The 25,949-nt window shown below is 68.1% G+C and carries 23 protein-coding genes; 7 read left to right on the top strand and 16 right to left on the bottom strand.

The window, feature by feature from the left end:
* Positions 1 to 291 precede the first annotated feature (291 nt).
* Positions 292 to 1,053 (top strand): helix-turn-helix transcriptional regulator, encoded by a 762-nt coding sequence (locus F3H57_RS19625; RefSeq protein ID WP_149758227.1) that lies wholly within the window; start codon positions 292 to 294, stop codon positions 1,051 to 1,053.
* A gap of 384 nt (positions 1,054 to 1,437) precedes the next feature.
* On the opposite strand, the gene tsf is transcribed toward F3H57_RS19625, so the two are convergent.
* From tsf to F3H57_RS19610, 3 genes are all read right to left on the bottom strand, one after another.
* Positions 1,438 to 2,313 (bottom strand): translation elongation factor Ts, encoded by an 876-nt coding sequence (gene tsf / locus F3H57_RS19620; RefSeq protein ID WP_149758225.1) that lies wholly within the window; start codon positions 2,311 to 2,313, stop codon positions 1,438 to 1,440.
* A 92-nt stretch (positions 2,314 to 2,405) separates the two neighbouring features.
* Positions 2,406 to 3,191: a 30S ribosomal protein S2 gene (rpsB, locus tag F3H57_RS19615; protein ID WP_149758223.1), complete on the bottom strand. Its 786-nt coding sequence runs from the start codon at positions 3,189 to 3,191 to the stop codon at positions 2,406 to 2,408.
* Between the two features lie 209 nt (positions 3,192 to 3,400).
* Positions 3,401 to 5,965, bottom strand: coding sequence for a nidogen-like domain-containing protein (locus tag F3H57_RS19610; RefSeq protein ID WP_188129758.1), 2,565 nt, complete (start codon positions 5,963 to 5,965; stop codon positions 3,401 to 3,403).
* A gap of 332 nt (positions 5,966 to 6,297) precedes the next feature.
* Here F3H57_RS19610 and F3H57_RS19605 point away from each other — a divergent pair, with 332 nt between their 5' ends.
* From F3H57_RS19605 to F3H57_RS19590, 4 genes are all read left to right on the top strand, one after another.
* Positions 6,298 to 7,191, top strand: a complete 894-nt coding sequence (locus F3H57_RS19605; RefSeq protein ID WP_149758219.1) for a PfkB family carbohydrate kinase — start codon at positions 6,298 to 6,300, stop codon at positions 7,189 to 7,191.
* On the top strand, positions 7,188 to 8,105 hold the full coding sequence (locus F3H57_RS19600) for a pseudouridine-5'-phosphate glycosidase (protein ID WP_149758217.1): 918 nt from the start codon (positions 7,188 to 7,190) through the stop codon (positions 8,103 to 8,105). Before F3H57_RS19605 ends, F3H57_RS19600 begins: the two co-directional genes overlap by 4 nt.
* Before the next feature lie 85 nt (positions 8,106 to 8,190).
* The gene (locus tag F3H57_RS19595) at positions 8,191 to 8,892 is read left to right on the top strand and encodes a DUF502 domain-containing protein (RefSeq protein ID WP_149758215.1); all 702 of its coding nucleotides are present in this window, start codon (positions 8,191 to 8,193) and stop codon (positions 8,890 to 8,892) included.
* A gap of 136 nt (positions 8,893 to 9,028) precedes the next feature.
* The gene (locus F3H57_RS19590; RefSeq protein WP_149758213.1) at positions 9,029 to 9,943 is read left to right on the top strand and encodes a calcium/sodium antiporter; all 915 of its coding nucleotides are present in this window, start codon (positions 9,029 to 9,031) and stop codon (positions 9,941 to 9,943) included.
* 92 nt (positions 9,944 to 10,035) lie between these two features.
* Here the strand turns inward: F3H57_RS19590 and F3H57_RS19585 are convergent, their stop codons facing one another.
* The 9 genes from F3H57_RS19585 to F3H57_RS19545 all read right to left on the bottom strand — a co-directional run bounded on the left by F3H57_RS19585 (position 10,036) and on the right by F3H57_RS19545 (position 19,148).
* Positions 10,036 to 11,067, bottom strand: a complete 1,032-nt coding sequence (locus F3H57_RS19585) for a patatin-like phospholipase family protein (RefSeq protein WP_149758211.1) — start codon at positions 11,065 to 11,067, stop codon at positions 10,036 to 10,038.
* Positions 11,068 to 11,210: 143 nt separating this feature from the next.
* Positions 11,211 to 11,900, bottom strand: a complete 690-nt coding sequence (phoB, locus tag F3H57_RS19580) for a phosphate regulon transcriptional regulator PhoB (RefSeq protein ID WP_149758209.1) — start codon at positions 11,898 to 11,900, stop codon at positions 11,211 to 11,213.
* Positions 11,901 to 11,903: 3 nt separating this feature from the next.
* Positions 11,904 to 12,656, bottom strand: a complete 753-nt coding sequence (gene phoU / locus F3H57_RS19575; protein WP_149758207.1) for a phosphate signaling complex protein PhoU — start codon at positions 12,654 to 12,656, stop codon at positions 11,904 to 11,906.
* 13 nt (positions 12,657 to 12,669) lie between these two features.
* Positions 12,670 to 13,473 carry a phosphate ABC transporter ATP-binding protein PstB gene (gene pstB / locus F3H57_RS19570; protein ID WP_149758205.1) on the bottom strand — a complete coding sequence of 268 codons (804 nt, stop codon included), beginning with the start codon at positions 13,471 to 13,473 and terminating at the stop codon, positions 12,670 to 12,672.
* A gap of 11 nt (positions 13,474 to 13,484) precedes the next feature.
* Positions 13,485 to 14,825, bottom strand: coding sequence for a phosphate ABC transporter permease PstA (pstA, locus tag F3H57_RS19565; RefSeq protein ID WP_149758203.1), 1,341 nt, complete (start codon positions 14,823 to 14,825; stop codon positions 13,485 to 13,487).
* On the bottom strand, positions 14,822 to 16,285 hold the full coding sequence (gene pstC / locus F3H57_RS19560) for a phosphate ABC transporter permease subunit PstC (protein WP_149758201.1): 1,464 nt from the start codon (positions 16,283 to 16,285) through the stop codon (positions 14,822 to 14,824). Before pstC ends, pstA begins: the two co-directional genes overlap by 4 nt.
* Positions 16,286 to 16,397: 112 nt before the next feature.
* Complete coding sequence (locus tag F3H57_RS19555; protein ID WP_149758199.1) at positions 16,398 to 17,441, bottom strand: PstS family phosphate ABC transporter substrate-binding protein; 1,044 nt, start codon at positions 17,439 to 17,441, stop codon at positions 16,398 to 16,400.
* Positions 17,442 to 17,756: 315 nt separating this feature from the next.
* Complete coding sequence (locus tag F3H57_RS19550; RefSeq protein WP_149758197.1) at positions 17,757 to 18,725, bottom strand: DUF808 domain-containing protein; 969 nt, start codon at positions 18,723 to 18,725, stop codon at positions 17,757 to 17,759.
* Positions 18,726 to 18,779: 54 nt separating this feature from the next.
* The gene (locus F3H57_RS19545; RefSeq protein WP_149758195.1) at positions 18,780 to 19,148 is read right to left on the bottom strand and encodes a DoxX family protein; all 369 of its coding nucleotides are present in this window, start codon (positions 19,146 to 19,148) and stop codon (positions 18,780 to 18,782) included.
* Positions 19,149 to 19,313: 165 nt separating this feature from the next.
* On the opposite strand from F3H57_RS19545, the gene gap reads away from it, so the two are divergent.
* A complete protein-coding gene (gene gap, locus F3H57_RS19540) occupies positions 19,314 to 20,318 on the top strand; it encodes a type I glyceraldehyde-3-phosphate dehydrogenase (RefSeq protein WP_149758193.1) in 1,005 nt (334 codons plus the stop codon).
* Positions 20,319 to 20,425: 107 nt separating this feature from the next.
* Here gap and F3H57_RS19535 read toward each other — a convergent pair whose 3' ends face one another.
* Positions 20,426 to 21,028, bottom strand: coding sequence for a hypothetical protein (locus F3H57_RS19535; RefSeq protein WP_149758191.1), 603 nt, complete (start codon positions 21,026 to 21,028; stop codon positions 20,426 to 20,428).
* 126 nt (positions 21,029 to 21,154) lie between these two features.
* Here F3H57_RS19535 and F3H57_RS19530 point away from each other — a divergent pair, with 126 nt between their 5' ends.
* Positions 21,155 to 22,084 (top strand): ornithine cyclodeaminase family protein, encoded by a 930-nt coding sequence (locus F3H57_RS19530; RefSeq protein ID WP_149758189.1) that lies wholly within the window; start codon positions 21,155 to 21,157, stop codon positions 22,082 to 22,084.
* A 7-nt stretch (positions 22,085 to 22,091) separates the two neighbouring features.
* On the opposite strand, the gene F3H57_RS19525 is transcribed toward F3H57_RS19530, so the two are convergent.
* The 3 genes from F3H57_RS19525 to F3H57_RS19515 all read right to left on the bottom strand — a co-directional run bounded on the left by F3H57_RS19525 (position 22,092) and on the right by F3H57_RS19515 (position 25,872).
* Positions 22,092 to 23,630, bottom strand: a complete 1,539-nt coding sequence (locus tag F3H57_RS19525) for an FGGY-family carbohydrate kinase (RefSeq protein WP_223163160.1) — start codon at positions 23,628 to 23,630, stop codon at positions 22,092 to 22,094.
* Positions 23,631 to 23,720: 90 nt separating this feature from the next.
* The gene (locus F3H57_RS19520; protein ID WP_223163164.1) at positions 23,721 to 24,371 is read right to left on the bottom strand and encodes an HAD family hydrolase; all 651 of its coding nucleotides are present in this window, start codon (positions 24,369 to 24,371) and stop codon (positions 23,721 to 23,723) included.
* Positions 24,372 to 24,399: 28 nt separating this feature from the next.
* Entirely contained in the window at positions 24,400 to 25,872 is a 1,473-nt protein-coding gene (locus F3H57_RS19515) for a mannitol dehydrogenase family protein (protein WP_149758185.1), read from the bottom strand.
* Between the last annotated feature and the right edge of the window lie 77 nt (positions 25,873 to 25,949).

Genomic DNA, 25,949 nt, shown 5'->3' with positions numbered 1-25,949 from the left:
CAGTATTATGGTAAATAATCTAGTGCATCACACCGGGATGAACGGCGATGCGCTGACACCGAATGGCGCAATCTTCACCGGTGCCGACCTCGGCGCCATCGAGTTGCCCGTCGCCGCACGTCTTGCACGCCGCGACAGCGTTCGGCCATAGACCTGAAGAGCCCGGGGACCGCCCCGGAGCGAGTTCGACGCGCGCGCACTGGACACGACCCGGCCTGTCCCACTATCCATGACACACGAACCCTGGGGACGGATGGCGGCTTGGAGGCCGCCGCAGCGAGGTGAGAACCGATGACGCCGCGCGACCGCGACTACATGGTCGCCCTGACGAACGCCAACAGCATCGAGACGCTGTGGGCCATGCATTGCACGCGCATGGCCGAATACGGCTTCGATCGCCTGCTCTACGGCTTCACCCGGTTTCGCACGCCGACCTCGCTGGGCGATCCCAACGATTTCCTGATGCTGACAAACCACGACCAGAGCTATACCGACGTGTTCGTCGGAAAGCGGCTCTATCACCATGCGCCCATGGTCCGCTGGGCTCTGGAGAACGACGGCGCCTGTTCCTGGCGGGTGCTGCGCCAGATGGTCGATTCCGGCACACTGACCGCGGACGAGAAGCGTGTGCTCGATTTCAACCTCGCACAAGGCGTCAAGGCGGGCTACTCGATCTCCTTCCGTTCCGTGTCGAGCCGCGCCAAGGGGGCGATCGCCCTGACCGCAAAGCCCGAGATGAGCCAGGCGGAGGTCGACACACTCTGGGCCGAAAGCGGCGAGGATATCGTGCTGATGAACAATCTCGTTCACCTGAAGATCCTCACCCTGCCCTACACACCGCCGAACCAGGCGCTGACCAAGCGCCAGCGCGAGGCGCTCGAATGGGTCGGCGACGGCAAAACCATGGCCGATATCGCGCAGATCATGGGTCTGACACAGGCCACGGTGGAAAAGCACCTGCGCCTCGCGCGCGAGGCGCTGAACGTCGACACCACGGCGCAGGCGGTGCTCAAGGCGGCCTTCCAGAACCAGATGTTCGTTCTCGAATTCTGACGGCGCAACACGCAAGAGATGCGCGCTACCTGCGGTCATTCGACCGCAAGGTGACCTTGGGTCAGGAAAACCGTACTTTCCCGTTCGGCGTCAAATTGCCAAGGTTGTCATGTTCCGTGAGTGATGACCGCAAGGTCAGGGACAAGGGGGATCGGACCCGCGCAATTTCGCGGCTCTCCGATCTTCTCGGCACTAGCCTCGGGCGGTTCGGCCGGCGATATTGACGTCGGGCGACCGCAACCCGGTCAGCCTCCGAACTCATCCCCAATGTCGCGTGGGGCTGGCCGGGACCGACATGAAGACCTGATTGCAAGTAGCTGTTTCATAACGAAAGAAGCCGCCCATCGGGGCGGCTTCTATTGGCGCAGGATGGCGCTTGACGTCTCAGCCCTGAGCGGCCTTGGCGACCTCGGCGGCGAAGTCTTCCTTTTCCTTCTCGATGCCCTCGCCAACGGCGAGCCGCACGAACCCGGTGATCTCCACGCCCGCGTCGGCAGCGGCCTGTTCGACGGTCTTGTCGGGGTCGACGACGAACGCCTGGCCCAGCAGCGTGACCTCGCCGAGGAACTTCTTCATCCGGCCCTGGATCATCTTCTCGATGACCTGTTCGGGCTTGCCGGATTCACGGGCGATGTCCATCTGGATCTGGCGCTCCTTCTCGACCACCGTGGGGTCGAGATCCGCCTCGCCGAGCGAAGCCGGGTTCGCGGCGGCGATGTGCATCGCGACCTGGCGACCGAACGCGACGTTGTCGCCTTTAATCGCCACCAGCACGCCGATCTGGCCCATGCCCTCGGCTGCGGCGTTGTGCACGTAGCTCGCCACATTGTCGCCCTGAACTTTCGCCATGCGGCGCAGCGACATGTTCTCGCCGATCTTGGCGATGGAATCGGTGATCGCATCCTTTACCGGCTTGCCGTCAAGGTCGGCCTCGGCCAGCGCGTCGACGCTGTCGACGGTCAGCGCGGCAGTTGCGATGCCGCCCACCATGGTCTGGAACTCGGCGTTCTTGGCGACGAAGTCGGTCTCGGAGTTGACCTCGACCGCGACGCCGGTGCCGCCGTCCACCTTGACGGCGACGAGGCCCTCGGCCGCGGTGCGGCCCGACTTCTTGGCCGCCTTGGCAAGACCCTTGGTGCGCAGCCAGTCGACAGCGGCGTCCATGTCGCCGCCGGCCTCGGTCAGCGCCTTCTTGGCGTCCATCATGCCTGCGCCGGTCATCTCGCGCAGCTCTTTCACCTGTGCAGCGGTGATAGCCATCACGGCTCTCCTCATCATCGTCTATGCGCGGGCGCGGGCCCGAAGCCCGCCCCTCATGTCACGGACCCGTGTCGCTTTTGCGACAGCGGGGTTTACGCCTGCTGGGGCGCCTCGGCGACGGTCTCGCCCTCGGCGATCTCCTCGACCTGCGCTTCCTCGAACGCACCGATATCGACACCGGCGCCCTCCATCTGAGCGGTCATCCCGTCGAGCGCGGCGCGGCTCGCCAGATCGCAATAGAGCGCGATGGCGCGCGCGGCGTCGTCGTTGCCGGGGATGATGTAGTCCACGCCGTCGGGCGAGCAGTTGGTGTCGACCACCGCCACGACCGGGATGCCGAGCTTCTTGGCTTCGGCCACGGCGAGCTGCTCTTTCTTGACGTCGATGACGAAGAGCAGGTCGGGAACGCCGCCCATCTCGCGGATACCGCCGAGCGAGGCCTGGAGCTTGGCCTGCTCACGTTCCATGTGCAGGCGTTCCTTCTTGGTCAGGCCCTCGGCGCCGCCTTCCATCTGCTCGTCGATGGACCGCAGGCGGTTGATCGACTGCGACACGGTCTGCCAGTTGGTCAGCGTGCCGCCGAGCCAGCGGTGGTTCATGTAGTATTGCGCGCATTTCTCGGCCGCCTCGGCGATCGGCTGCTGCGCCTGCCGCTTGGTGCCGACAAACAGCACCCGGCCGTTCTTGGCCACCGTCTCGCGGATGACGTTCAGCGCCGCGTCGAGCATCGGCACGGTCTGCGTCAGGTCCATGATGTGGATGCCGTTGCGCGCGCCGTAGATGAACTCGCCCATGCGGGGGTTCCAGCGCTGCGTCTGGTGGCCGAAGTGAACGCCAGCCTCAAGCAGCTGGCGCATGGAGAACTCGGGAAGAGCCATGCGTCGTTATCCTTTCCGGTTTCATGCCTCGGCGGGGATCATGGACCGTGCCGGCCCAACCGGTGGACGCCCGGGGATGTCTGTCCCGAACCGCCCTGCCCCGCCTGCGGAGTCGAAGTGGCGCGCGTCTAGCGCAATTGCGCGCCGGGGGCAAGCCCTGGCGGACCGGGGGCGGCCCGGTCCGCCGCACCTCGCGCGGGTGGCGTACTTCAGATGAACAGTACGTCGTCCGTGGTCAGGTCGCCCTGTGCGAGGCCCTCGAGGAAGATTTCGTGGGATCCGGCTGTCACCTGCACACCGCTTGTCCCGTCGATCACGGCCTCCGAGATGTCGAGGTTGTCGAAGCCGTAACCGTCGTCGGGCACGCGCAGGCGCAGCGTGTCGATGCCGACCTCGAAATCGGTGATCGTGTCGCGTTCGCCGTTCACGATGAAATTGAAGGCGAAGGTGTCCGCGCCCGCGCCGCCGGTCATGACGTCGTTGCCGAGGCCTCCGTTGATCAGGTCCGCGCCGTCGCCGCCGTCTATCGTGTCGTCGCGGCCGCCGCCGGCCAGGAAGTCGTCGCCGTCGCCGCCGGACACCATGTCGTCGCCTTCGCCGCCGCCGATCGAATCGGCCCCGGCACCGCCCTCGACGGTGTCCATGCCGAAGCCGCCGCCGAGGCTGTCGTCGCCGGCCTGGCCGCGCACGATGTCGGCCGCGAAGGAGCCGCCCATCGTGTCGTCCCCGGCCCCGCCGACGAGCGTATCGGCGCCCGCGCCGCCGGCGACGACATCATCGCCTTCGCCGCCGTCGATCGAATCCGCGCCGTCGCCGCCGCCGATCGTGTCATTGCCGGTGCCGGCAGCGACAATGTCGTCGCCGGGCCCGCCGCCGATGTCGTCGTCTCCGGCACCACCGTCGACGCTGTCGTCGCCTTCTCCGGCCGCGACAACGTCGTCGCCATTGCCGGCCGTGACGGTATCGTCGCCGGCGTCGGCCAGGACCGCATCGTCGCCGTCCCCGGCATCGACAAGGTCGTCGCCGCCGAAGGCGTCGATCCGGTCGTCACCGCCGAGCCCTTCGATCGTGTCGTCGAGCACACCGCCGAAGATCCTCTCCCCGGCATCGGTCCCCGTGACTGAAAGCGGCTCGGGATCCTCGGTCTCCAGTGATTGCTCCGCGTCGCCCTCGGGCAGGAACGCGGCGCTGTCGAAGAAGCTCTCGTCTCCGGTCAGCAGGAAGTCGAGCACGCCGTTGGCGAAGGCGCGCGTGCCGGGCTCGAGGCCGGCGGCCTCGGCGGCCGCTTCGGCGGCGGCGACATCGGCGTCCGCGAAGTCGGAGATCCGCGGCGTGCTCTGCGGGAAATCCTCCAGGTAGAAGTTCGACAGGCTTTCGCCGGCGTCGTAGGTGAAGAGGCTCTCGGCCTCGTTGCCGACACGCCAGTCGGCGCGGAACGGCCCGTAGAGCTGCGCGAATTCCAGCGGCCGGGCGAGCGGTGTGCCGTCGGCGAGCGCGATGTCGTTCTCCGCGTCGCCGTCGGCGTCCCCGAGCAGCCCCTCGACGGTGCCGCCGGCCGCTTCGGCCAGGCCCACATGCACGTCGACAAGGTTACTGCGCATCTCGACGATCAGGCGGGTGTCCTCCGCGTCGATCTCGCCGTCCTCCCCGGCGAATACGGCAATGTAGGTGTTGCCGTCGCGGCCAATCACGTCGTCGCCGACCTCGATGCTTTCACCGTCGGCGAGCGGAGTGGCCTGACCGTCGATCGACAGGGGTTCCTCGTCGGTCACGTCGAACATCGCCGCCTGCCCGTCGCCGATGCGCGCGGCGATGGCGGTGAAGGCGCTGACACCGTCGCCGAAGGGTTCGGCCCGGCCCTGGACCTCGAAATCGCCGCCCGAGGCATCGCGGGCGATGACGAACTCGCCGGCGCCCTGGAAGTCGTAATGGGCGCCGTCGAAGGTGGTGAAATGCGGGTCTCCGGTGCCGCCGCCGAAGAACCCGCCGAACCCGTCGGTGCCGCCGTCTCCGCCGTTCTCGAAGTTGGTCAGAGGCAGACCGGAATTGCCCGGTACGGTCGGGCCGGCCGGTGCCTCGCTGACTTCCCCGCTACGCACGAAGAGGCGCCAGAGCCCCGGCTGCCCGGTATTGCCCGGCGTCTCTTCGAGCGCGAGAATTCCGGCTTCGTCGCCCGATTGCGGCAGTTCGAAATACTCTGCCGGATCACCGGTACCGGCAGTGTAGCCCGCGCGTGCAACTTCGCCGCCGAGCCCCTCCGATCCCCCGGACGCATCGCCGGTCGTCCAGTTGATGTCCTCGTAGCGGAACTCGATATCGAAATCTCCGTCGCCCCGGTCGGTCAGCACCAGCTGGAAGGCGTTGAGTTTGTCGATGCCCCGAGAATAGTAGCCGACGTCATCCCATGTCACGACCAGACTGTCGCTATCTGCATCGAGGTCGTAGGACACCAGGTTGGCGCCGGTGGAGGCGCCGCCCGGCGTCGGATCGGTGGCGCCGCCGCGGGTGTCGACATCGGCGAAGAAGGGCGTGATCTCGGGGTTGTTCGATTGCTCGGTGATGACGTCGGGCGTGTACGCTCTGCGCGGATTCTCGAACGTCACCGATCCGTTGTTGTTGATCCAGAGCGACTCGTAGACGGTTCCGAAGAAATTGAGACCGTCCTCGAAGATCGACGTCAGGTCGATCTCCGGCGTTGAGCCGTCGTCGTTGCGGTTGAGGATCTCCTCGCCGAAACCGGCGTCGCCTCCGAGCCCTGAAATGAGAGAAACCATGGCTTGTCCTTTCGGCCAATATTTTCTGGACGCGGTGAGGCGCGGCGGAAAATCGGGTGCGCCGACGCTTCGCGCGCGGTCACCGGGATGCGCCCTGCTCGCACCGGCCCGGCCGGCGCGGCACGCCCCCGCGTCCGGCAAAGGCATGCACTCTCACCTTTAGGAAATGTCACCAAAACTCATCAATCATGTAATACCTTACCTTGCCGTGGCCGATTACGGCCCCGACGCGCATTCGGCCCAGGCCCGGGCCGAGGCCAAGTCGCGACGGGCAAGCGCTCCTCGCCGTCGCCCGCTTGCGCCGCGCCCCCGGCTCGGCCACAAGCGATGCCATGAGCGCACCGCCCGATATCCTCTGCGTCGGCTCCGTCCTGTGGGACGTGATCGGCCGGTCGCCCAGCCACATGGCGAAGGGCGCCGACGTGCCCGGGCGCATCGTGACCCTGCCCGGTGGCGTGGCGCTCAACATCGCGATGACGCTGGCGCGGATGGGCCTTCGACCCGCGCTCCTCTCGGCAGTTGGCCGGGATGTCGAGGGCGACCGGCTGGTCGCGGAATGCGCCCGGATGGGGATCGAGACCGCGTTCCTGTACCGCTCCGACGATCTCAAGACCGACCGCTACATGGCCGTGGAGGGGGCCAACGGCCTCATCGCCGCCATCGCCGATGCCCATTCGCTGGAAGAGGCCGGCGCCAAGATCCTGCGACCGCTGACCGACGGCCGGCTCGCGGCCGAGGGGGCGCCCTATGCCGGGGCGCTGGCGCTCGACGGTAACCTGACCGCCGCGCTGCTGGAGGAGATCGCCCACGCGCCCGCCTTCCGCGCCGCCGATCTGCGCGTCGCCCCGGCCTCGCCCGGCAAGGCCGAACGGCTGCTGCCGTTCCTGCGCGCGGGGCGCGGCACGCTGTACGTCAACCTCGAGGAGGCCGCGATCCTCTGCCAGGCGCACCTTGCCTCCGCGCCTGAGGCCGCGGCGGCTCTCCTGGCCCGCGGCGCCGCGCGGGCGGTGGTCACCGACGGTGGCGCGGAAAGCTGCGACGCCGACGCGGCGGGCAGCATCACGCGCCGCCCGCCCGAAGTGCTCGTCACCCGCGTCACCGGCGCGGGCGACACGTTCATGGCCGCGCACATCGTCGCCGAACGCGCCGGCGCGCAGCGGGACGACGCACTCGTCCGCGCGCAGGAGGCCGCGGCCGCCTACATCTCCGGAGACACGCCCTCATGAGCCTTTGCACCCTGTCCCCCGCCGTCGCCGCCGCACGCGCGGCAGGCCGTCCCGTCGTGGCGCTCGAATCGACGATCATCACCCACGGGATGCCCTGGCCGCAGAACCTCGACATCGCCCGCCGGATCGAGGCGACTGTGCGCGAGAACGGCGCCGAGCCCGCGACAATCGCGGTGATCGACGGCACCCTGCATGTCGGGCTTGAGGACGGGCAGATCGAGGCGCTGGCGCAGGCCCGCGGCGTCGCCAAGCTGTCGCGCGCCGACCTCGCCGTCTGCATGGCGGAAGGGCGCACGGGGGCGACCACGGTGGCGGCGACGATGATCGCCGCCGCCATGGCCGGGATCGCGGTCTTCGCCACCGGGGGCATCGGCGGCGTCCACCGCGGCGCCGAGACAAGCTTCGACGTCTCCGCGGATCTGCAGGAGCTGTCGCAGACCCCCGTCACCGTCGTCGCCGCCGGCGCCAAGGCGATCCTCGATCTGCCCAAGACGCTGGAAGTGCTGGAGACGCTGGGCGTGCCGGTGATCGCCTACGGGCAGGACATGCTGCCGGCCTTCTGGTCACGCTCGGCGGGCCTGCGCGCGCCGCTGCGCATGGACGAGGCCGCCGCCATCGCACGCGCCCACGCCATGCGCGGGCGACTCGGCCTGCCGGGCGGCCAGCTCGTTGCCAACCCGATCCCCGAGGCGGCGGAGATCCCGCGGGCGGAGATGACGCCTGTCATCTCGCGCGCGATGCAGGACGCGATCGATCACGGCATCCACGGCAAAGACCTCACGCCCTACCTGCTGCAGCGCATCTTCGAACTGACGGAAGGGCGGTCGCTCGACGCCAATGTCGCGCTGGTCCTGAACAACGCCGCGCTCGGCGCCCGGATTGCCACAGAATTGGTCGCTCTGCCCGCCTCCTGAGCGCGCGGCGCCGGCACACCATTGTATCCCGACCCGCCGCCGCATAATTTGGCGCGAGACGCGCATCCGAGGTCGCCCAGATACCATGACCACTCCCTTCGATCCGCAGCCGCGACGTCCGGGCTTCATGACCGGGCTGCGTGCCAGCTTCCTGACCGGGATCGTGGTGATCGCGCCCGTGGGCCTCACGGTCTGGCTGATCTGGACGGTGATCGGCTGGATCGACGGGTTCGTGCTGCCGCTTGTGCCCTCGCGACTCGACCCCGAGCAGTACATCGGCATCAACCTGCGCGGCATCGGGGTGATCTTCTTTTTGCTGTTCACGGTCTTCGTCGGCTGGGTTGCCAAGGGCATCATCGGGCGGTCGCTGATCCGCTGGGCCGAGAGCCTCGTGGCCCAGCTGCCCATCGTCCGCTCGGTCTACGGCGGCGTGAAGCAGATCGCCGAGACGGTCTTCGTGCAATCCGAGCGCAGCTTCGAGAAGGCCTGCCTGATCGAGTATCCGCGGCGTGGCATCTGGGCGATCGGCTTCATCTCCACCGACACGCGCGGCGAGGTCGCACAGAAGGCCGTCACCGGCGGCGGTCTGATCTCGGTCTTCGTGCCGACGACACCGAACCCGACCTCGGGCTTCCTGCTGTTCTTCCCGGCCGAGGACGTGATCGAGCTCGACATGAGCCTCGAGGACGCGGCGAAACTGGTGATCTCCGCGGGTCTCGTCTACCCCAACCCCGAGGATCCCCGCCACCCGGCCGTCCAACCGCCGCACGCCAACGCGGCCGAGTAGGCCAGGCGCTGCCGCCGGGCCGCGTTATCCGCTTGCGATTTCAAAAAAATCGCGCGCCCCGCCTCTTGCAAAGCTCCGCCGCACGCGCATCTCTGCGCAGCCGGGTCGCATTACGCCGCCCTTCCGGACCGACCTCATGGACATCCTTCTTCTCGCTCTCGGCCTCGCCGCGCTTCTGGGCGGCGGCGAACTCCTCGTCTCGGGCGCGGTGACGCTGGCACAGCGCTTCCGCGTGCCGCCGATGGTCATCGGGCTCACGCTTGTCGGCTTCGGCACCTCCGCACCCGAGCTCTTCACCTCGCTCAACGCGGCGCTGACCGGTCGGCCGGGAATCGCGGTCGGCAACGTCGTCGGCTCGAACATCGCCAACATCCTGCTGATCGTCGGGCTCTCCGCGCTGCTTGCGCCGATCGCCGTGGACCGCGCGCGGCTCTCGCGCGATGCCGGCTGGCTCTTCGCGGCGACGGCGGGCGGCCTCGCGCTCGCGGCCCTGCCGGTGGTCGGCCGTCTGCCTGCGGCCTGTCTCGTCCTTGGCCTGGCCGCCTTCCTGATCACGACCGTGCGCTCCGGCGCCAGCACCGTCGCCGAGGCCCCGGCTCCGGCCGGCGCGCGCGCCGTGCCCGCGGCGCTGCGCTTCACCGCCGGTCTCGCACTCACCCTCGCCGGCGCGGTCCTTCTGGTCGACGGTGCCACCGGACTCGCCCGTGCCTTTGGCGTGTCCGAGGCCGTGATCGGCCTCACCCTCGTCGCCGTCGGTACATCGCTGCCCGAACTGGTGACCTCGCTCCTCGCCGCGCGCCGCGGTCACGGCGAGGTGGCGCTCGGCAACGTCATCGGCTCCAACATCTTCAACCTGCTCGGTATCCTCGGCATCACCGCGCTCGTCTCACCGCTGCCGGTCGACCCGCAGATTGCCCGCTTCGATGTCTGGATTATGGCCGGCGCGACGCTGCTGCTCGTCCTTTTCGCCCGGACGGGTCGCCGCATCGCCCGCACGGAGGGCGCCGCGCTTCTCGCCCTCTACGCCGCCTATCTCTGGGCCCTCGCCTGACAAAAGCGGCCGGCCCTCTCTTCATCTGCCCGAAAATATCCCGGGGAGCGCGAGGGGCTGGCCCCTCGCTCCTACGCTCTCCACAGGCGCCGTCAGTTGAACATCCGCACCAGATCCGCGCTCTGCCGCACGTTCAGATCGTCCCGGTGCCCGGCGAGGAACTGCGACGCCGCGCGCCGTCCGGCCTCCTTGAGCTGCAGGATCACCGTGGAGATAGGTACGATCTTGGTCGCCACCGACAGCCGGTTCATCAGCTCGTCATCGGCCACCATATGCACCAGCACCCGCTTCATCACCCCCTCCTCCATGCGCCCCTCCTGAATGAGGCGCTGCACGAACTCGATCGCCCGGAGCTCGCGCAACAAGGAGGAATTGAAGCTGATCTCGTTGATCCGGTTCTGGATTTCCTGTGGCGTGACCGGCAGCCGGTCGATCTTGAGCGGGTTGATGTTCACGATGAGCACGTCGTCGGGCAGCTCCGGCCGGAACAGCGGAAAGAGTGCCGGGTTGCCGGTATAGCCGCCGTCCCAGAACGGCTCGCGCTCGCCGGTGATCGGATCCTCCGCCCAGACCGCCTGGAACACCGTCGGCAGGCAGGCCGAGGCGAGGATCGCCTCGGTGGAGATGTGCCGCCCCGAGAACACCCGCACCTTGCCGTCGCGCACGGAGGTCGCACAGATGTAAAGCGCGGGGCCGGCATCGGCGCAGACCTCGTCGAAATCGAACCGCTCGGCGATCGGCTGTACCGGGTTCTGGTAGAGCGGGCCCCAGGAATACGGCGACATCGCGCGCGTCAGCCCGTCGCCGAGCGCGAAGACGGGCGAGTATTCCACCGCGAGGCTGAGCACCCCCGGATGCGGCAGCCAGGCGTTCATCCATTCCGGCAGTTTCAGCGACTCGAGCTGCCCGACCTCGGTCCAGACCCAATTGAGCATCTCGCGCGCGCCCTCGCGCCCGCCCCGGATCATGCCTGACTTCACCGCCGCGCCGTTCAGCGCCCCGGCCGAGGTGCCCGAGATCGCCGCGATCTCGATCTCCTCGTCTTCCAGAAGGCGGTCGAGCACCCCCCAGGTGAAAGCTCCGTGGGCGCCGCCGCCCTGAAGCGCCAGGTTGATCCGTTTCATGCTGCCGTCCCGCCGGTTTCGTGCGCCTCCCCGCCAACGTATCGGCCCCCGCGCCCGCGGCAAGGGCCGATTGCCGCACCGCGGCATCAGCGCGCCGGCGAGGAGAGCCCGCAAGGGCTCGAGGAGCTCCCCCGGACCCGGCTTCAGCCGAGCGCATAGCCCGCGCCGCGTACGGTGCGCAGCGGATCGGGCCCGCCGTGCTGGCACAGGGCCTTGCGCAGCCGCCCGATATGCACGTCGACGGTGCGCGTGTCGACATAGATGTCGCGGCCCCACACCCGGTCCAGCAACTGCTCACGCGACCAGACCCGGCCCGGTTTCTCCATGAAGGTCGACAGGAGCCGGAACTCCGTCGGCCCCAGCTTCAGCGCCGCGCCGTCGCGCGTGACCCGGTGTGTCTCGGAATCGAGCACGATGTCCTCGTATTCCAGCCGCATGCCCGCCGCCGCCGGCCGCGTGCGGCGCAGCTGCGCGCGCACCCGCGCCATCAGCTCGATCACCGAATACGGCTTCACGACGTAATCGTCCGCACCGGTCTCCAGCCCGCGCACCTTGTCGACCTCCTCGGAGCGGGCCGAGAGCATTATGACCGGCACACCGCGGGTCTCTGGCCTGGATTTCAGCTGCCGACACACCTCGATGCCGCTGGTCTTGGGCAGCATCCAGTCCAGCACGATGATGTCGGGGTTCTCCTCCGACACCAGAAGCAGCGCCTCTTCCCCGTTCGCGGCTTTCGACACCCGGAAGCCCTCGGCCTCAAGGTTGTAGCCCAGCACCTCGCGCTGCGCCTCCTCGTCCTCCACGACGAGAACCATCGGCTGATCGGCCGGCATCCGTCAGTCCTCTGTCCCTGACACTTCACCGACCTCGGGGGAGAACCGCGCATCGGTCGAGGTCGCATCCGCCTTGGGCCGCTTGTCCGCCGGGATCGACCCCTCGGTGAGGAAGATCACCTGCTCGGCGATGCCGGTGACATGATCGCCCATCCGCTCCACGTTCTTGGCAATGAAGTGCAGATGCATGCATGCAGTGATGTTGCGCGGATCCTCCAGCATGAAGGTCAGGAACTCGCGGAATGCTGTGTTGTACATCTGGTCGACATCGCGGTCGCGCTCGATCACGTCGCGCGCCAGTTCGGCGTCGCGCTGGATGTAGCAGTCGAGCGCGTCCTTGAGCATCAGCTCCACCTCGCGCGCCATCCGCCGCAGGCTCGCCGCGGCGCCGTCGATCGGCTGCAGCTGCACCAGAACGCCGGTGCGCTTGGCCATGTTCTTGGCCAGGTCGCCGATCCGTTCGAGGTTGTTGGACATCCGCAACACCGACAGCGCGACGCGCAGGTCCGAGGCCGCAGGCGCGCGGAGAGCGATCACCCGCGCCGCCTCGTCATTGATCACGCGCTCCAGTTCGTCGACCGACGCGTCGCGGCGCCGCACGTCTTCGGCCAGCTCCTCGTCACGGGTCTCGAGGCTCTTGGCGGCGTCGCGGATGGCGGTCTCCACGAGACCGCCCATCTTCATGATATGCGCCTGGATCCCTTCGAGGTCGCGGTCGAAGGACGACACGATGTGCTTGCTAAGTTCCTGGGACATGGAGCCTCTCTCGTCAGCCGATACGGCCGGTGATGTAACTTTCGGTGCGGCTGTCCTGCGGGTTGGTGAAGATCTTCTCGGTCTCGCCGTACTCCACGAGGTTTCCGAGGTGGAAGAACGCCGTCTTCTGGCTCACCCGCGCCGCCTGCTGCATGGAGTGGGTGACGATCACCACCGAGTAGTTCTGTTTCAGCTCGTCGATCAGCTCCTCGACCTGACCGGTGGCGATCGGGTCGAGCGCCGAGCACGGCTCGTCCATCAGAAGGACCTCGGGTTCGGTCGCCACGGCGCGGGCGATGCACAGGCGCTGCTGCTGACCGCCCGACAGCCCAGTGCCCGACGCGTCGAGCCGGTCCTTCACCTCATCCCAGATGGCCGCGCGTTTCAGCGCCCGCTCTACGATGTCGTCGAGCTCGGACTTGTTCTTGGCGAGCCCGTGGATCTTGGGACCGTAGGCGACGTTGTCATAGATCGACTTCGGGAACGGGTTGGGCTTCTGGAACACCATGCCGACCTTGGCGCGCAGCTGCACCGGATCAACGCGCTTGTCGTAGATGTCCTCGCCGTCGATGTGGATGTCGCCCTCGACCCGGCAGATCGGAATCGTGTCGTTCATCCGGTTGAGGCAGCGCAGGAAGGTCGACTTGCCGCAGCCCGACGGGCCGATGAAGGCGGTGACGAGGCGATCTTCGATGTCGACATCCACGTCCTTGATGGCGTGGTTGTCGCCGTAATAGACCTGCACGTTCCTGGAGCTGATCTTGATCTCGTTCTGGCTCACCCGGCTCTCCGTGCGATTGTGATCCGCGTCATACATGGGTCTACTCCTTACCAACGGCGCTCGAAGCGGCGGCGCAGGATGATGGCGATTGCATTCATGAAGAGCAGGAATACCAGAAGAATGATGATCCCGCCCCAGGCCTTTTCGTAGAAGGCCGGATCGGACCGTGCGGCCCAGGTGTAGATCTGCGCCGGCATCGCCGAGTTCGGGTCGAGCAGGCCCGAGGCGAGCCCGTCGGGATGCTGGCGCGCGACGTAGCCGACCATGCCGATCAGCAGCAGCGGCGCCGTCTCGCCGAGCGCCTGCGCGAGCCCGATGATCGTGCCGGTCAGGATCCCCGGCATGGCCAGCGGCAGGACGTGGTGGAACACCGACTGCATCTTCGAGGCCCCGACGCCGAGCGCGGCGGCCCGGATCGACGGCGGCACCGATTTCAGCGATGCGCGAGTCGAGATGATGATCGTCGGCAAGGTCATCAGTGTCAGCACCAGACCGCCCACCAGCGGCGCCGATTGCGGCAGGTGCGCGAACTGGATGAACACCGCGAGGCCGAGAATGCCGAAGACGATCGAGGGCACCGCCGCGAGGTTCGAGATGTTGATCTCGATGAGGTCGGTGAACTTGTTCTGCGGCGCGAATTCCTCGAGGTAGATCGACGCCGCGACCCCGATCGGCAGCGCCAGCACCAGCACCACCAGCATCATGAAGAACGAGCCCATGATGGAGGCGCCAAGGCCCGCGCCGCCGGGGTTGTCCACACCGGAATCGGTGCCGGTGATGAAGCCCCAGTCGAAGGCGTTGACCATGACGCCGCTTTCGACAAGGCCGTCGACGATGTCCAGGTCGTCGGGTTCCAGGAACCGGCTGTTGGTCAGTTGTTCGCGCGACAGATTGCCATTGAGGTAGCGGTCGACCCGGCTGGACGCGGGCAAGGTGAACGACACCTCTTCGCCAAGCCGGTCAGGATTGGCGCGGTAAAACTCGCGGATCTGGCTGCCCACCTTGCCCATGATCCGGCCGACCGCCGCCTCGGACACCTCGACGTCGGAGGCGCCTTCCTCGTTCAGTTCTGCCTGAAGCTCGCGCACGAAGAAGCCTTCGTAGGCGGCGGTCTTCAGCACCTGGCCCTCGGCCTCGTCGAACTGCTCCTGGCTGAGCGTGAAGTCGACGGTGACCGCCGTTTCGGTGAAGGCCGGCAGACCCGAACGCAGGATGGAGAATGTCAGCGCGCAGAGGAAGAACAGACCGACGCCGATGGCGGCCATGCCGTAATAGCGGAAGCGGGCTTCGGCGGCGTTGCGCTTGCGGGTGTTCGCGTCGGTCTCGATGATCGACTTGGACGTGCGGCGTCCCGCAGCCGGGGCGGCGTTTGCGGTTGCGTCGGTCATTCGTACTGCTCCCGGTACTTGCGGACGATGTAGAGGGCAAGGACGTTGAGCCCGAGCGTGACGACGAAGAGCGTCATGCCGAGGGCGAAGGCCACCAGCGCCTCGGGCGAGCCGAAGTCGCTGTCACCGGTGAGCTGGCTGACGATCTTGGCGGTCACCGTGGTCATCGCCTCGAACGGGTTGAGGCTGAGCCGCGCGGCCGCGCCGGCGCCGAGCACGACGATCATCGTCTCGCCGATGGCGCGCGAGGCCGCCAGCAGGACCGCGCCGACGATCCCCGGCAGCGCCGCCGGCAGGATCACCTGCTTGATCGTCTCCGACTGCGTCGCGCCGAGCCCGTAGGAGCCGTCGCGCATCGCCTGGGGTACCGCGTTGATGATGTCGTCCGACAGCGAAGAGACGAACGGGATCAGCATGATCCCCATCGCGATGCCGGCCGTCATCACCGCCGTGCCCGCGTCCATCCATCCGACCGTACTGTCGCCGAAAACCGACAGCAGAAGCGGCCCGATCGTCAGAAGCGCGAAGAGACCGTAAACGATGGTCGGGATCCCGGCGAGAATCTCGATCGCCGGCTTGGCGACCGACCGCACCCGCTTGGACGCGTATTCCGACAGGTAGATCGCGGTGAAGAGCCCCACCGGCACCGCCACGATCAGCGCGATGAGCGAGATGTAGAGCGTGCCCCAGAGCAGCGGCAGGATGCCGAGCTCCGATCCGCCGCCGAAGGACGGCGACCAGGTGGTCGAGAAGAAGAAGTCGCTGGCCGGGTAGATGCGGAAGAACTCGATGGTGTTGAACACCAGGCTCAGCACGATGCCGACCGTCGTCAGGATGGCGATGCAGGAGGCCAGGATCAGAAGGATCCGCACGCCCGTCTCCACCACGTTGCGGGCGCGATACTCGGGCGTGCTGTTCCTTATGCCCCAGCCGAGCCCCGCTACCGCCAGCGCAAGGACGATCCCGGTGCGTAGCAGATCGCCCGTCTCGCTCAGCGCGCGATACTTCTGCGCGGCGCGCAGCACCGGAGAGGTCACGGCGGAGCCGAGCGCGACGCCCGCCTCTCCCAGGCGTTCGCGCACGTCTGTGAACTCGGTGCGCATGTTGGCGGCGCGCTCGCGCGTCATCATCCCGCTCTCCACCGCCACGTCGAGCCCATTTGCCAGGCGCCGGACATCCGACATCATCAGGCTGACGGAACGGTCCTGCCGCACGCTTTCTTCCTGTAGATCGCCGCGGACGGAGCTTTCGACCACGAGCGGCTGCGCCAGCAGCCAGACCAGCATGACCAGAAGCGCCGGCACGATGGCCTTCATCGCCACGTTGGTGCCGTAGTACGAGGGCAGCGAATGCAGCTTGCGCTGATCGCCCCCGACGCCCCGCAGCGCTCGGGCTCGGCCGACGATGTAGCCTCCGACCCCCAGCGCAAGGACGATGAGTACCAGCAAAGATGTCGTCATTCGCGTCCCCACTCCGCCTTGTTATCGTGTCTCGAAATCGGGTCTCTGAAAGAACCTGAAAGACGTAGGGGGGCGGCGACCGGCCGCCCCCCGGAAAAGCGTCCTCAGTCGATCAGGACTGCTCGTCGCCCAGCGTGGTCTCGTTCTCGATCTTCGACTGGGTGTCGGCGAGTTCCGGATCCGGGACGAGGCCGTAATTGGCGAGCGGGCCGCCCGGGCCGGCGATCTCGTCGGAGACGAAGAAGGACGCGAACTCCTTCAGCCCGGGGATCACGCCGATATGCGCCTTCTTGATGTAGAAGAACAGCGGCCGCGACACCGGGTATTCGCCCGACGCGATGGTCTCGGTCGAGGGCTCGACGCCGCCCATGGTGGCGACCTTCAGGGTGTCGGTGTTGTTCTCGTAGAACGCCAGGCCGAAGACGCCGATGCCGTCGGGGTTGGATTCGATCCGCGCGAGTGTCTCGGTGTAGTCGCCGTCGATGTCGACCGAGGCGCCGTCGGTGCGGACCGCCATGCAGGCACTTTCCGCGTCGTCCTCGGACATGCCCGCCTCGACCATCTGGTCATAGGCGCCGGTGTCCTCGCAGCCCTGCAGCAGGACGTTTTCCTCGAAGACTTCGCGGGTGCCGTGCTTGGTGCCCGGGATGAAGGCCGAGATCTCGACGTCGGGCAGATCGCCGTTCACGTCCGCCCAGGTCGAGTTGGGGTTGGACACCATCTCGCCGTCCTGCGGGATCTCGGCGGCCAGGGCCGAGAACCAGTCGGAGGGCTCGAACGCGGTGAACTCGGGGCCCGACTGCTGGCTGGCAAAGACGATGCCGTCATAGCCGATGCGCACTTCGATGATCTCTTCCACGCCGTTCTCGGCGCAGGTCTCGACTTCGCCGTCGCGGATCGCGCGCGATGCGTTGGCGATGTCGATGCTGTTCTCGCCCACGCCTTCGCAGAAACGTGCGAGGCCCGCCGAGGAGCCGCCCGATTCGACGACCGGGGTCGGGAAGTCGGTGTTTTCGCCGAAGGCTTCGGCCACGATCGACGCGTAGGGCAGCACGGTCGACGAACCGGCGACCTGCACGTTCTCGCGCGACTGAGCGAAGGCCGGTGCGGCAACGGCGATGGCCAGCGCGGACGCGGTCAGCGTAACGGATTTCATGGAGAACTCCTGTTTGACATGAATCGTCAGGGCCATCCCCCGATGGCCTCGGCGCCACCGCTAGATCCCGTGGGCTATCCTTTTGTGACAGTGATGTAACAGTTTTATGAAGCCGGGCGTGTCATGCGGGCGACGCGGCGGAAACTTCCGGAAGGTTCCGGGCGGATCGCACAGACGGCGCTATTTCGGGCCGCGCGAAAGGTAGCATGTCGCGACGAGCCGCCCGACCGACATGGAGGCATGACCGCCAGGGAAACCGGCACCGATGATCCTGCTGCCGGGGCGAGTCGCCACCCGCTGGGCAAGTTACGCCGGTCAGGCCGCCTTGCCGCCAAACACGGACGACCAGATCGGGCCGATGATCTTCGTGCCGATCGGGATCAGCACGAAGCCGAGCGCGACGCCCAGGACGCCGTCACAGAAGGCGGTGACGATCCATTCGGCGGCGCCGTGCGCGCCTTCGGGGAAGACACGCGTCGCGGACACGGCGATGGAATGGATCACCTCTTCCGGGGTGTGCCAGCCCATCTGCGCAAGCCCGTGCACGATGATCGATCCGCCGACCCAGAGCATCGCCGCGGTGCCCACCACCGCCAGCGTCGTCATCACGGCCGGCATGGCCTTGACGATTCCGCGGCCCATCGACCGACCGGCCCCGCTTCGCGCCGTCTGTGCCATCCACAGCCCGATATCGTCCATTTTCACGAGAAGCGCCACCGCCCCGTAGACCGCCGCCGTGATCAGAAGTGCCACGGCGGCAAGCGTCGCCGCCTCCATCCAGAACCCGCTTGCGGGAATCGCCGCAAGCGCGATGGTCATGATCTCGGCCGACAGGATGAAATCGGTCTTGATCGCGCCGGCGACCTTCTGTTCCTCGAGGTGCTGGGCGTCGAGCTTCTGCTCCTTCGGGTCCGGGTCATGTGTCTTGTCGTGGAAGAGGGCGTGGTGCAGTTTCTCCGCCCCTTCGAAACACAGATAGGCGCCGCCGAGCATAAGCAGCGGCGGGATCAGCCAGGGCGCGAAGGCCGACAGCAGCAGCCCCGCCGGCAGGAGAAACACCAGCTTGTTGAACAGCGATCCGCGGGCGATTTTCCAGATGATCGGCAATTCTCGCGCCGGCGGAAAGCCGGTGACGTATTTCGGCGTGACCGCGGCGTCGTCGATCATCGCGCCGGCGGCTTTCGAGCCGGCCTTTACGGCCTGAGTGGCGACATCATCGACGGAGGCCGCCGCCACCTTGGCGATCGCCGCCACGTCGTCGAGTAGCGCCAGAAGTCCGCTCATTGCCCAAGATCCCTGCCCGTCCCGTGTTGTGCGCAAGCCTAGCGCCCGGCACGTTCAGCGCAAGCGGGCGATCCGGTACCGGCCGCCACCCTGCGCCGCGAGGCACAGGCACCCCCCGGCGATCGCCCAGTTCTTGACGAAGATACTCATCTGCCAGGGATCCTCCGGCACAAGGTGAAACAGGCTGGTGATGGCGCAGTAGAACGCGAGAAGTGCCGCGACCGGCGTCACCCGCCACCCGGCGACAAGCGCGAGCGCCGCCCCTAGGTTGAACGCCGCCGCCGGCCAGACCAGAACGCCAGGCAGTCCCCGGTCGGTCAGAAGCACCGTCGCGGCACCGGGATCGGCAATCTTCTGCGCGAATCCGGCCGCGAACAACGCCGCGATCAGAAGCCGTCCGACGAATACGGCGATGTCCCCCACGCGTTCCCCCTGCCCCTGCTGCCGATGCGCGCCAAGGTTAGCGCAACCATGCCCGGCGACCACGCGTTTAACGCTAACATATTGCCTGTGTTCGATTTTCGCCTTTTCGCCAACGCCTCGTCCGGCTATCGGAAGGCCGATTGCCCACAGCGAGGACCAGAGCCCATGACCGTCACTCTCGGGATCAACGGATTCGGCCGGATCGGCCGTTGCACGCTGGCGCACATCGCCGAGAGCGCGCGGAACGACGTCGCGGTGGTGCGCGTCAACGCGCCCGGCGACATCGACACCCACGCGCACCTGATGCGCTACGACAGCGTGCACGGCCGGTTCGCGGGGCCTGTCACCGTGTCGGGCGACACGCTCGACCTCGGGCGTGGGCCGATCCAGGTGATGTCGAGTTACGATCCCGAGGCGCTCGACTGGTCGGGTTGCGATGTGGTGCTGGAATGCACCGGGAATTTCAACGACGGCGCCAAGGCCGGCGTGCACCTGAGTCGCGGCGCCAAGAAGGTGCTGATCTCCGCACCGGCCAGCAATGTCGACCGCACGGTTGTTTACGGCGTGAACCACCGGGCGCTGACCCCGGACGAGAGGATGATCTCGAACGGGTCCTGCACGACCAACTGCCTCGCGCCGCTGGCCAAGGTTCTGGACGAGGGGATCGGCATCGAGAGCGGGATCATGACCACGATCCACTCTTATACCGGCGACCAGCCGACGCTCGACCGGCGGCACAAGGATCTCTACCGCGCACGCGCCGCGGCAATGGCGATGATCCCGACGTCCACCGGCGCGGCCAAGGCGCTCGGCGAGGTGCTGCCGAACCTTGCCGGCAAGCTCGACGGAACCTCGATGCGGGTGCCGACGCCGAACGTCTCGGCGGTGGACCTGACCTTCGAGGCCGGGCGCGACGTGACCGTCGCCGATGTCAACGAGGTCGTGCGCGAGGCGGCGTCGGGTCACATGGGCATGGTGCTCGACTACGATCCCGAACCCAAGGTGTCGGTCGACTTCAACCACACGACCGCAAGCTCGATCTTTGCGCCCGAGCAGACCAAGGTCGTGGGCCGCCGGATGGTGCGGGTGCTGGCCTGGTACGACAACGAATGGGGCTTCTCGGCGCGGATGGCGGATGTTGCCGGCGCGATGGGGCGGCTGCTGCACTGAACCCAAGGGGTGGAGCGGGGGCTCTGCCCCCGCGCCCCCGGGATATTTCTGGGCAGATGAAAGCAAGGGGGCACGCATCACCCCGGCGTGGGATGCGCGGTCGGCACTCAGAGCGGGGGCAGCGGTTCGGCCGAGGGATCGACCGGGGCGCGGCCTTCGCGGGCGCGTTTCCAGGCGAAGACCTCGCCGCGCGGCCACCAATCGTAGCGGCTGTCCTCGGTGACCGGGCCCCAGTAGAGCTTGCCGCCCCAGCGCCAGGGGTCGAGGATGAGACCCTGCGCCATCGGCGCCCCGGCGCGGCTGAGGATCACGGTCGAATGTTCGATGGCCAGCGGCTTGTCGTGGTTGGCGATGGCGCGGTGCAGATCGAGCGTGACGAAACGCTCCTGCGCGAGACGGGCCTCGAGGTCGTCGGCCCATTGATAGCACAGGCCGCGCGGGCGGGTGCCGGAATTGACCTTCATGTTGTGAATGATCGGCGGATCGGTGATCTGGTAGCGATCGGCGAGCTCCAGCGGGTAGCGATAGGCGATGCGCGCGGCCGTCGCGGCCTCGTCCGGGGAGACGTCGGGTCCGAGCCCCAGGATCGCGCGTTCGAGTGCCGCAATGTCGGCGGGCTCCGGCGCGGGCGGGCCATTCTCGTAGCTGGGCCCGCAGGCGGCGAGCGCGAGGGTGAAAGCGAGGACAAGAAGCCGTCCGAGATGCCGCATGGGGGTCTTTCCGCGATTGATCCGTCCGGCGTGCTAGCGGCGGCCCCCGCGGTTGTCGAGTGCGGCGGCTTCTGTGGCCCTGACGATTGCGCTAGGCTGCGGCGGAGATGCAGCGCGGAGGCCCCGATGACAGCGAGATACCTGACCTACGACGCCGCAGATGCGCTCAACTGGCAGGGCGCCGTCGAGGCGCTGCGTCAGGGGCATTTTCTGCCGCGCGCCGAGATCGGAGACCTGTTCCTCGGGCCGGCGGAGGGCACGCTGCTGACGCGGGGCGCCTACCTGGAGGGGCTCGGCTACGGCGTGAAGAGCGTGACGGTCATGCCGGGGAACCCGGCACGGGACAGGCCGAGCGTGCAGGGCGCGATGATCGTCTTCGACCCCGACACCGGCGCGGTGCGCGCGGTCATCGACAGCACGCTGGTGACGGAGTTCAAGACCGCCGGGGACTCGGTGCTGGCGGCGGTGCTTCTGGCGCGGCCGGAAAGCCGGAGGCTGCTGATCCTCGGCGCCGGGACCGTGGCGCGCAGCCTCTGCGCGGCTTATCCGGCGCTCTTTCCCGACCTGGAGCGCATCGACGTCTGGGCGCGGCGGAAAGAGCAGGCGGAGGCGCTGGCGGCCGAGCTCGCGCGCGAGGGTCTCGACGTTCGCGCCGCCGGGGACCTGCCGGCGGCGGTGGCCGAGGCGGATATCGTGGCGACCGCCACAATGGCGCAGGAGCCCGTGCTGAAGGGCGATTGGATCCGCCCCGGCACGCATGTGGACCTGATCGGCGCGTTCCGGGCCGACATGCGTGAGGCAGACGATGCGCTGATCTCGGGGGGGCGGCTTTTCGTCGACAGCCGGGAGACGACGTTGGGCCATATCGGCGAGTTGAAGATCCCGCTGGCCGCCGGCGTCATCTCGGAAGCGGACGTGCTGGGCGATCTCTACGATCTCGTGCCCGATCCCGCTCGGGGCCGCCGGTCGGAGAACGAGGTCACGGTGTTCAAGAACGGCGGCGGCGCGCACCTCGATCTCATGGTGGCCGACTACATCGCCCGGACGGTGGACTGAGCGTCCGTCAGCGCTTCAGCGCGCGGATCACGGAACGGTGGTCCTGCATCCGCTCGAAGACGGCGTAGTCCCGCGCCAACTGGTCCCGCATTGCCGGGTCCGGCCGGTAGACCTGCCAGTCCGGCTGCATCTCTCGCGCGGCCTCCGCCAGCCCGCGCCCCGGCGCCGCCGCGGCGATCGCCGCGCCGAGCAGGACGCCATCGACGTCGCGCGCGGTGTTGAGCGTGCAGCCCGTCGCATCGGCCAGGAGCTGCATGAGCAGCGGCGACCGGGCGTGCCCTCCGGTGACGTTCAGCACCTCGACCGGCTGCCCCGCCTGGCGCAGATGCGCCAGGATCTGACGCAGGCCGAGGGCGATCCCCACCGCGGACCGCCAGTAGAGCCGCGCGGTGCCCGCACGGGACCGGTCCAGCGTCAGCCCCGAGACGACCGCGCCGAGATCGGGATCGGCGAAGGGCGTGCGGTTGCCGTTCACATCGGGCAAGATGTCGATTTCGGCTCCGAAGGCCGCTCCGTCCCGCGCCAGCCCTTCGGCCACCAGGCGCTGCGCCTCGTCGTGCGACAGGCCCGGAGACCGGCCCAGCACGTCGTCGAGAAGCGCGCCCGTCGCGGACTGGCCGCCATCGTTCACGAAGAGCCCGGGCAGGATCGCGTCGGCATAGGGCCCCCAGACGCCGCGCGCGCGCCAGGGCTCCGACGTCAGCGTCATGATGCAGCTCGACGTGCCGGCGACCAGCGCCGCGGTGCGGCCCTGCGCCTCGGGTGCGAGGCCGCCGAGCATCGCCAGCGCGCCCGCGAAGGCGTCGACGAGCCCGGCCGCGACCGGCGTGTCCGGGGCAAGCCCGAGATCCCGCGCCGCGGCCTCGTCAAGCCCGCCGATGGCCACCCCGGGCGGCACGATATCCGCGCCGATGCCGGCCCGCGCGGCCATGTCCTCGAGACCGACCGCTTCGAGGAAGTCCGGTTGCAGCCCGCCGGCGCGCGCCAGCCAGCCCCATTTCGCCACCAGCGGGTTGAGCGACCTTGCCCCCTGCCCCGTGGCGCGGTGTGCCAGCCATTCGCTGAGATCGTAGGCGCCGCCCAACCTCGACCAGAGGTCGGGTCGGTGGCGCTTGACCCACATGAGTTTCGGAGACTGCATCTCGGGCGACATGACGCCGCCCACGGTCTGTAACAAATCGTGGCCGGTGGCGGTGCAGGCCGCCGCCTCCTCCCGCGCGCGATGATCGTACCACAGGATGATGTCGCGCCCGCCGCCAAGGTCGAGCGGCGCATCCGCGCGGTCGCGCAGCACCAGCGAGCAGGTGGCGTCGAAGGCGATCCCGGCGACGGGTGGATTGCCGGCATTGGCGTGCGCCTCGCGCACCGACGCGGCGACCGCCTGCCAGATCTCCTCGGAAGATTGCTCGGCCCGGCTGCCGGACAGGTCGTGCACGGTGATCGGATGCACCGCCCGGGCCACCATCCGCCCGCCGGGCGAGAACAGCCCGGCCCGCACGCTGGCTGTGCCCACATCGATCCCGAAATAGTAGTCGTCGTCCGTCACGTCGGGCAGGGCCTGGCCTTGAAATGGGTCGTGGAGGAGATCATGGCACCGCTGGCGCCGTCGCGCCAGCACCCATCGGCAGGTGCCGCATCATGCCGGGAGGGCGTCAAGCGCCGCCGCGAGGTCGTCCATGTGCGTCACGACCGCATCGGGGCCCATGGCGCGAAGGCTTTGGTCCAGCATCGCCGGCCCGGCATGCGCTCCGCCGGTGAAGCCGACGACGCGCATGCCGGCGGCGCGCGCCGCCGCGATTCCCGCCGGGCTGTCCTCGATCACCACGGTGCCCCGGGCGGGCGCGTGCATGCGCCGGGCCGCGTGCAGGAAAAGATCGGGCGCCGGCTTGCCGCGCTCGACCTCGACGGCGCTGAAGACATCCGCACCGAAGAGCGGCGCCAGCCCCGTCACCCGCAGCGACAGCGCCAGCCGCTCGGGATGGCTGGACGAGGCGACGCAGACCGCCGCATCGAGCGCCCCGACCGCCGCCGCCACACCGGGCACCGGGCGCAGCTCGTTCTCGAAGCGCCGGGCGAGCCGCGCGCGCATGTCCGCCAGGTCCGCTTCGGTCAGCACCAGCCCGTCCCGTTCGGCCACGTCGCGCAGGATCGAGGCGAGGGACCGGCCGAGGAAGCGCTCGTAGGCGGTGGTCGGAGAAATTTCCAACCCCACGCAGCGCAAGGTCTCGCGCAGGACATCGACGGCGATCGGCTCGCTGTCCACGAGCACGCCGTCGCAGTCGAAGATGACGAGAAAGGGCCTGGGCGTGGCGATCTCACCCCTCCTTCAGGTAGGTCCGCAAGGTGGCCTCCGTTCCCTCGGACCACAGCAAAGACAGCCACCGCCCGAAGGCCTCCCGCAGGCGCGGCTCGTCGCCGAGCGCACCATAGATCGCCCGCTGTTCGAGCCAGGCCTGCGGGCGCTCGCGCGCCGCCAGCGCAACCGGCTGCAGGCTGTTCCAGTTCGGGTCGTTGGGGGCGATGGTTTCCCCGGTGTCGGTGGTCCCGGCACAATAGCGGCACCACAGCGCGGATTCCAGCGCCAGCCCGTCGATGGCGCCGCCGCGCGCCAGCGCGTCCGCCAGCGACAGCAGGATGAACTTCGGCTGCCGGTTCGACCCGTCGAGGCAGAGCCGCCGCACCGTGTCGCCGATCTTGGGGTTGGCGAACCGCTCCTTGATCTTTTCGAGATAGGCGCCGGTGTCGGTGTTCGGCACCGGCGGCACGCCCGGCAGGATCTCTTCGCGCTCCACCTTGTCGAGAAAGCGCGCCACGAGGTCGTTCTCCATCGCCTCGTGGACGAAATGGATGCCCATGAGCCCCGCCGGATAGGCGATAATCGCGTGCCCACCGTTGAGGATGCGGATCTTCATCGCCTCGAAGGGCGTCACGTCCTCCACGAACTCCACGCCCACATCCTCGAGCGGCGGCCGACCCTGGGGGAAGTTGTCCTCCAGGACCCACTGGATGAAGTCCTCGGCAAAGACGGGCCAGCCGTCCTCCACACCGTGCGTGTCCCGCAGCAACGCGCGTTCGCGGTCGGAGGTGGCCGGGGTGATGCGGTCGACCATGCCGTTGGGGAACGCGACATTGTCCCGAACCCATTCCGCGAAAGTGTTGTCGGTCAGCGCCGCGAGGCCGGAGAGGGTGTCGCGCGTCACCACACCGTTATGAGGGATGTTGTCACAGGACATGACCGTGAACGGTGGCAGACCGGCGTGGCGACGCAGGCGCAGGGCCTTCAGGATCATGCCGAAAACCGTTCTCGGCGCGTCCGGCGCGGCGGCATCGGCCGCGATCGCCGGATGATCGGCATCGAAATGGCCCGAAGAATCGAGGAAATAGCCGCCTTCGGTGATCGTCAGCGATACGATGCGGATATCCGGCGCGGCCATACGTCTGGTGATCGCGTCCTGATCCGCCGGCTCGACATAGTCGATCATGACGCCGGTTACGCGCGCATCGGACGCCTCGGCGGATTGTTCGACGAGGGTCGAGAACCAGTCCTGCGCGGCGAGCGTGTCGCGCGCCTTGCGGTCGGCTTCCATGATGCCGGCACCGACTATGGCGAAGTCGCGGCCCTTCCCGGCGGAGAACAGCCGGTCGAGATAGGCCACCTGGTGCGCGCGATGAAAGTTACCGACGCCCACGTGCAGGATGCCGGCGGACAGATCCTCGCGTGCGTAGTCCGGCAGGCCCACCGCGGGCGGCAGGTCGGGCAACGTGGCGAGGGACAGCGGGATGGCCATGGTCGGCTCCTCTCAATCGGCCTCAGGACGGCGTCCGGTCCGGCCGGCGCACTGGGCGCGGCCGGACGCGGTCGGGG

This window comes from Roseivivax sediminis (genome assembly GCF_900112685.1).
GTDB classification, from domain to species: Bacteria; Pseudomonadota; Alphaproteobacteria; order Rhodobacterales; family Rhodobacteraceae; genus Roseivivax; species Roseivivax sediminis.
This window is presented reverse-complemented; position numbering and strand designations above follow the sequence as displayed.

Excerpts from the sequence above, each read along its gene's own strand:
- F3H57_RS19625 (WP_149758227.1), top strand. The coding sequence starts at position 292 with ATGACGCCGCGCGACCGCGACTACATGGTCGCCCTGACGAACGCCAAC.
- tsf (WP_149758225.1), bottom strand. The coding sequence starts at position 2,313 with ATGGCTATCACCGCTGCACAGGTGAAAGAGCTGCGCGAGATGACCGGC.
- rpsB (WP_149758223.1), bottom strand. The coding sequence starts at position 3,191 with ATGGCTCTTCCCGAGTTCTCCATGCGCCAGCTGCTTGAGGCTGGCGTT.
- F3H57_RS19610 (WP_188129758.1), bottom strand. The coding sequence starts at position 5,965 with ATGGTTTCTCTCATTTCAGGGCTCGGAGGCGACGCCGGTTTCGGCGAG.
- F3H57_RS19605 (WP_149758219.1), top strand. The coding sequence starts at position 6,298 with ATGAGCGCACCGCCCGATATCCTCTGCGTCGGCTCCGTCCTGTGGGAC.
- F3H57_RS19600 (WP_149758217.1), top strand. The coding sequence starts at position 7,188 with ATGAGCCTTTGCACCCTGTCCCCCGCCGTCGCCGCCGCACGCGCGGCA.
- F3H57_RS19595 (WP_149758215.1), top strand. The coding sequence starts at position 8,191 with ATGACCACTCCCTTCGATCCGCAGCCGCGACGTCCGGGCTTCATGACC.
- F3H57_RS19590 (WP_149758213.1), top strand. The coding sequence starts at position 9,029 with ATGGACATCCTTCTTCTCGCTCTCGGCCTCGCCGCGCTTCTGGGCGGC.
- F3H57_RS19585 (WP_149758211.1), bottom strand. The coding sequence starts at position 11,067 with ATGAAACGGATCAACCTGGCGCTTCAGGGCGGCGGCGCCCACGGAGCT.
- phoB (WP_149758209.1), bottom strand. The coding sequence starts at position 11,900 with ATGCCGGCCGATCAGCCGATGGTTCTCGTCGTGGAGGACGAGGAGGCG.
- phoU (WP_149758207.1), bottom strand. The coding sequence starts at position 12,656 with ATGTCCCAGGAACTTAGCAAGCACATCGTGTCGTCCTTCGACCGCGAC.
- pstB (WP_149758205.1), bottom strand. The coding sequence starts at position 13,473 with ATGTATGACGCGGATCACAATCGCACGGAGAGCCGGGTGAGCCAGAAC.
- pstA (WP_149758203.1), bottom strand. The coding sequence starts at position 14,825 with ATGACCGACGCAACCGCAAACGCCGCCCCGGCTGCGGGACGCCGCACG.
- pstC (WP_149758201.1), bottom strand. The coding sequence starts at position 16,285 with ATGACGACATCTTTGCTGGTACTCATCGTCCTTGCGCTGGGGGTCGGA.
- F3H57_RS19555 (WP_149758199.1), bottom strand. The coding sequence starts at position 17,441 with ATGAAATCCGTTACGCTGACCGCGTCCGCGCTGGCCATCGCCGTTGCC.
- F3H57_RS19550 (WP_149758197.1), bottom strand. The coding sequence starts at position 18,725 with ATGAGCGGACTTCTGGCGCTACTCGACGACGTGGCGGCGATCGCCAAG.
- gap (WP_149758193.1), top strand. The coding sequence starts at position 19,314 with ATGACCGTCACTCTCGGGATCAACGGATTCGGCCGGATCGGCCGTTGC.
- F3H57_RS19535 (WP_149758191.1), bottom strand. The coding sequence starts at position 21,028 with ATGCGGCATCTCGGACGGCTTCTTGTCCTCGCTTTCACCCTCGCGCTC.
- F3H57_RS19530 (WP_149758189.1), top strand. The coding sequence starts at position 21,155 with ATGACAGCGAGATACCTGACCTACGACGCCGCAGATGCGCTCAACTGG.
- F3H57_RS19515 (WP_149758185.1), bottom strand. The coding sequence starts at position 25,872 with ATGGCCATCCCGCTGTCCCTCGCCACGTTGCCCGACCTGCCGCCCGCG.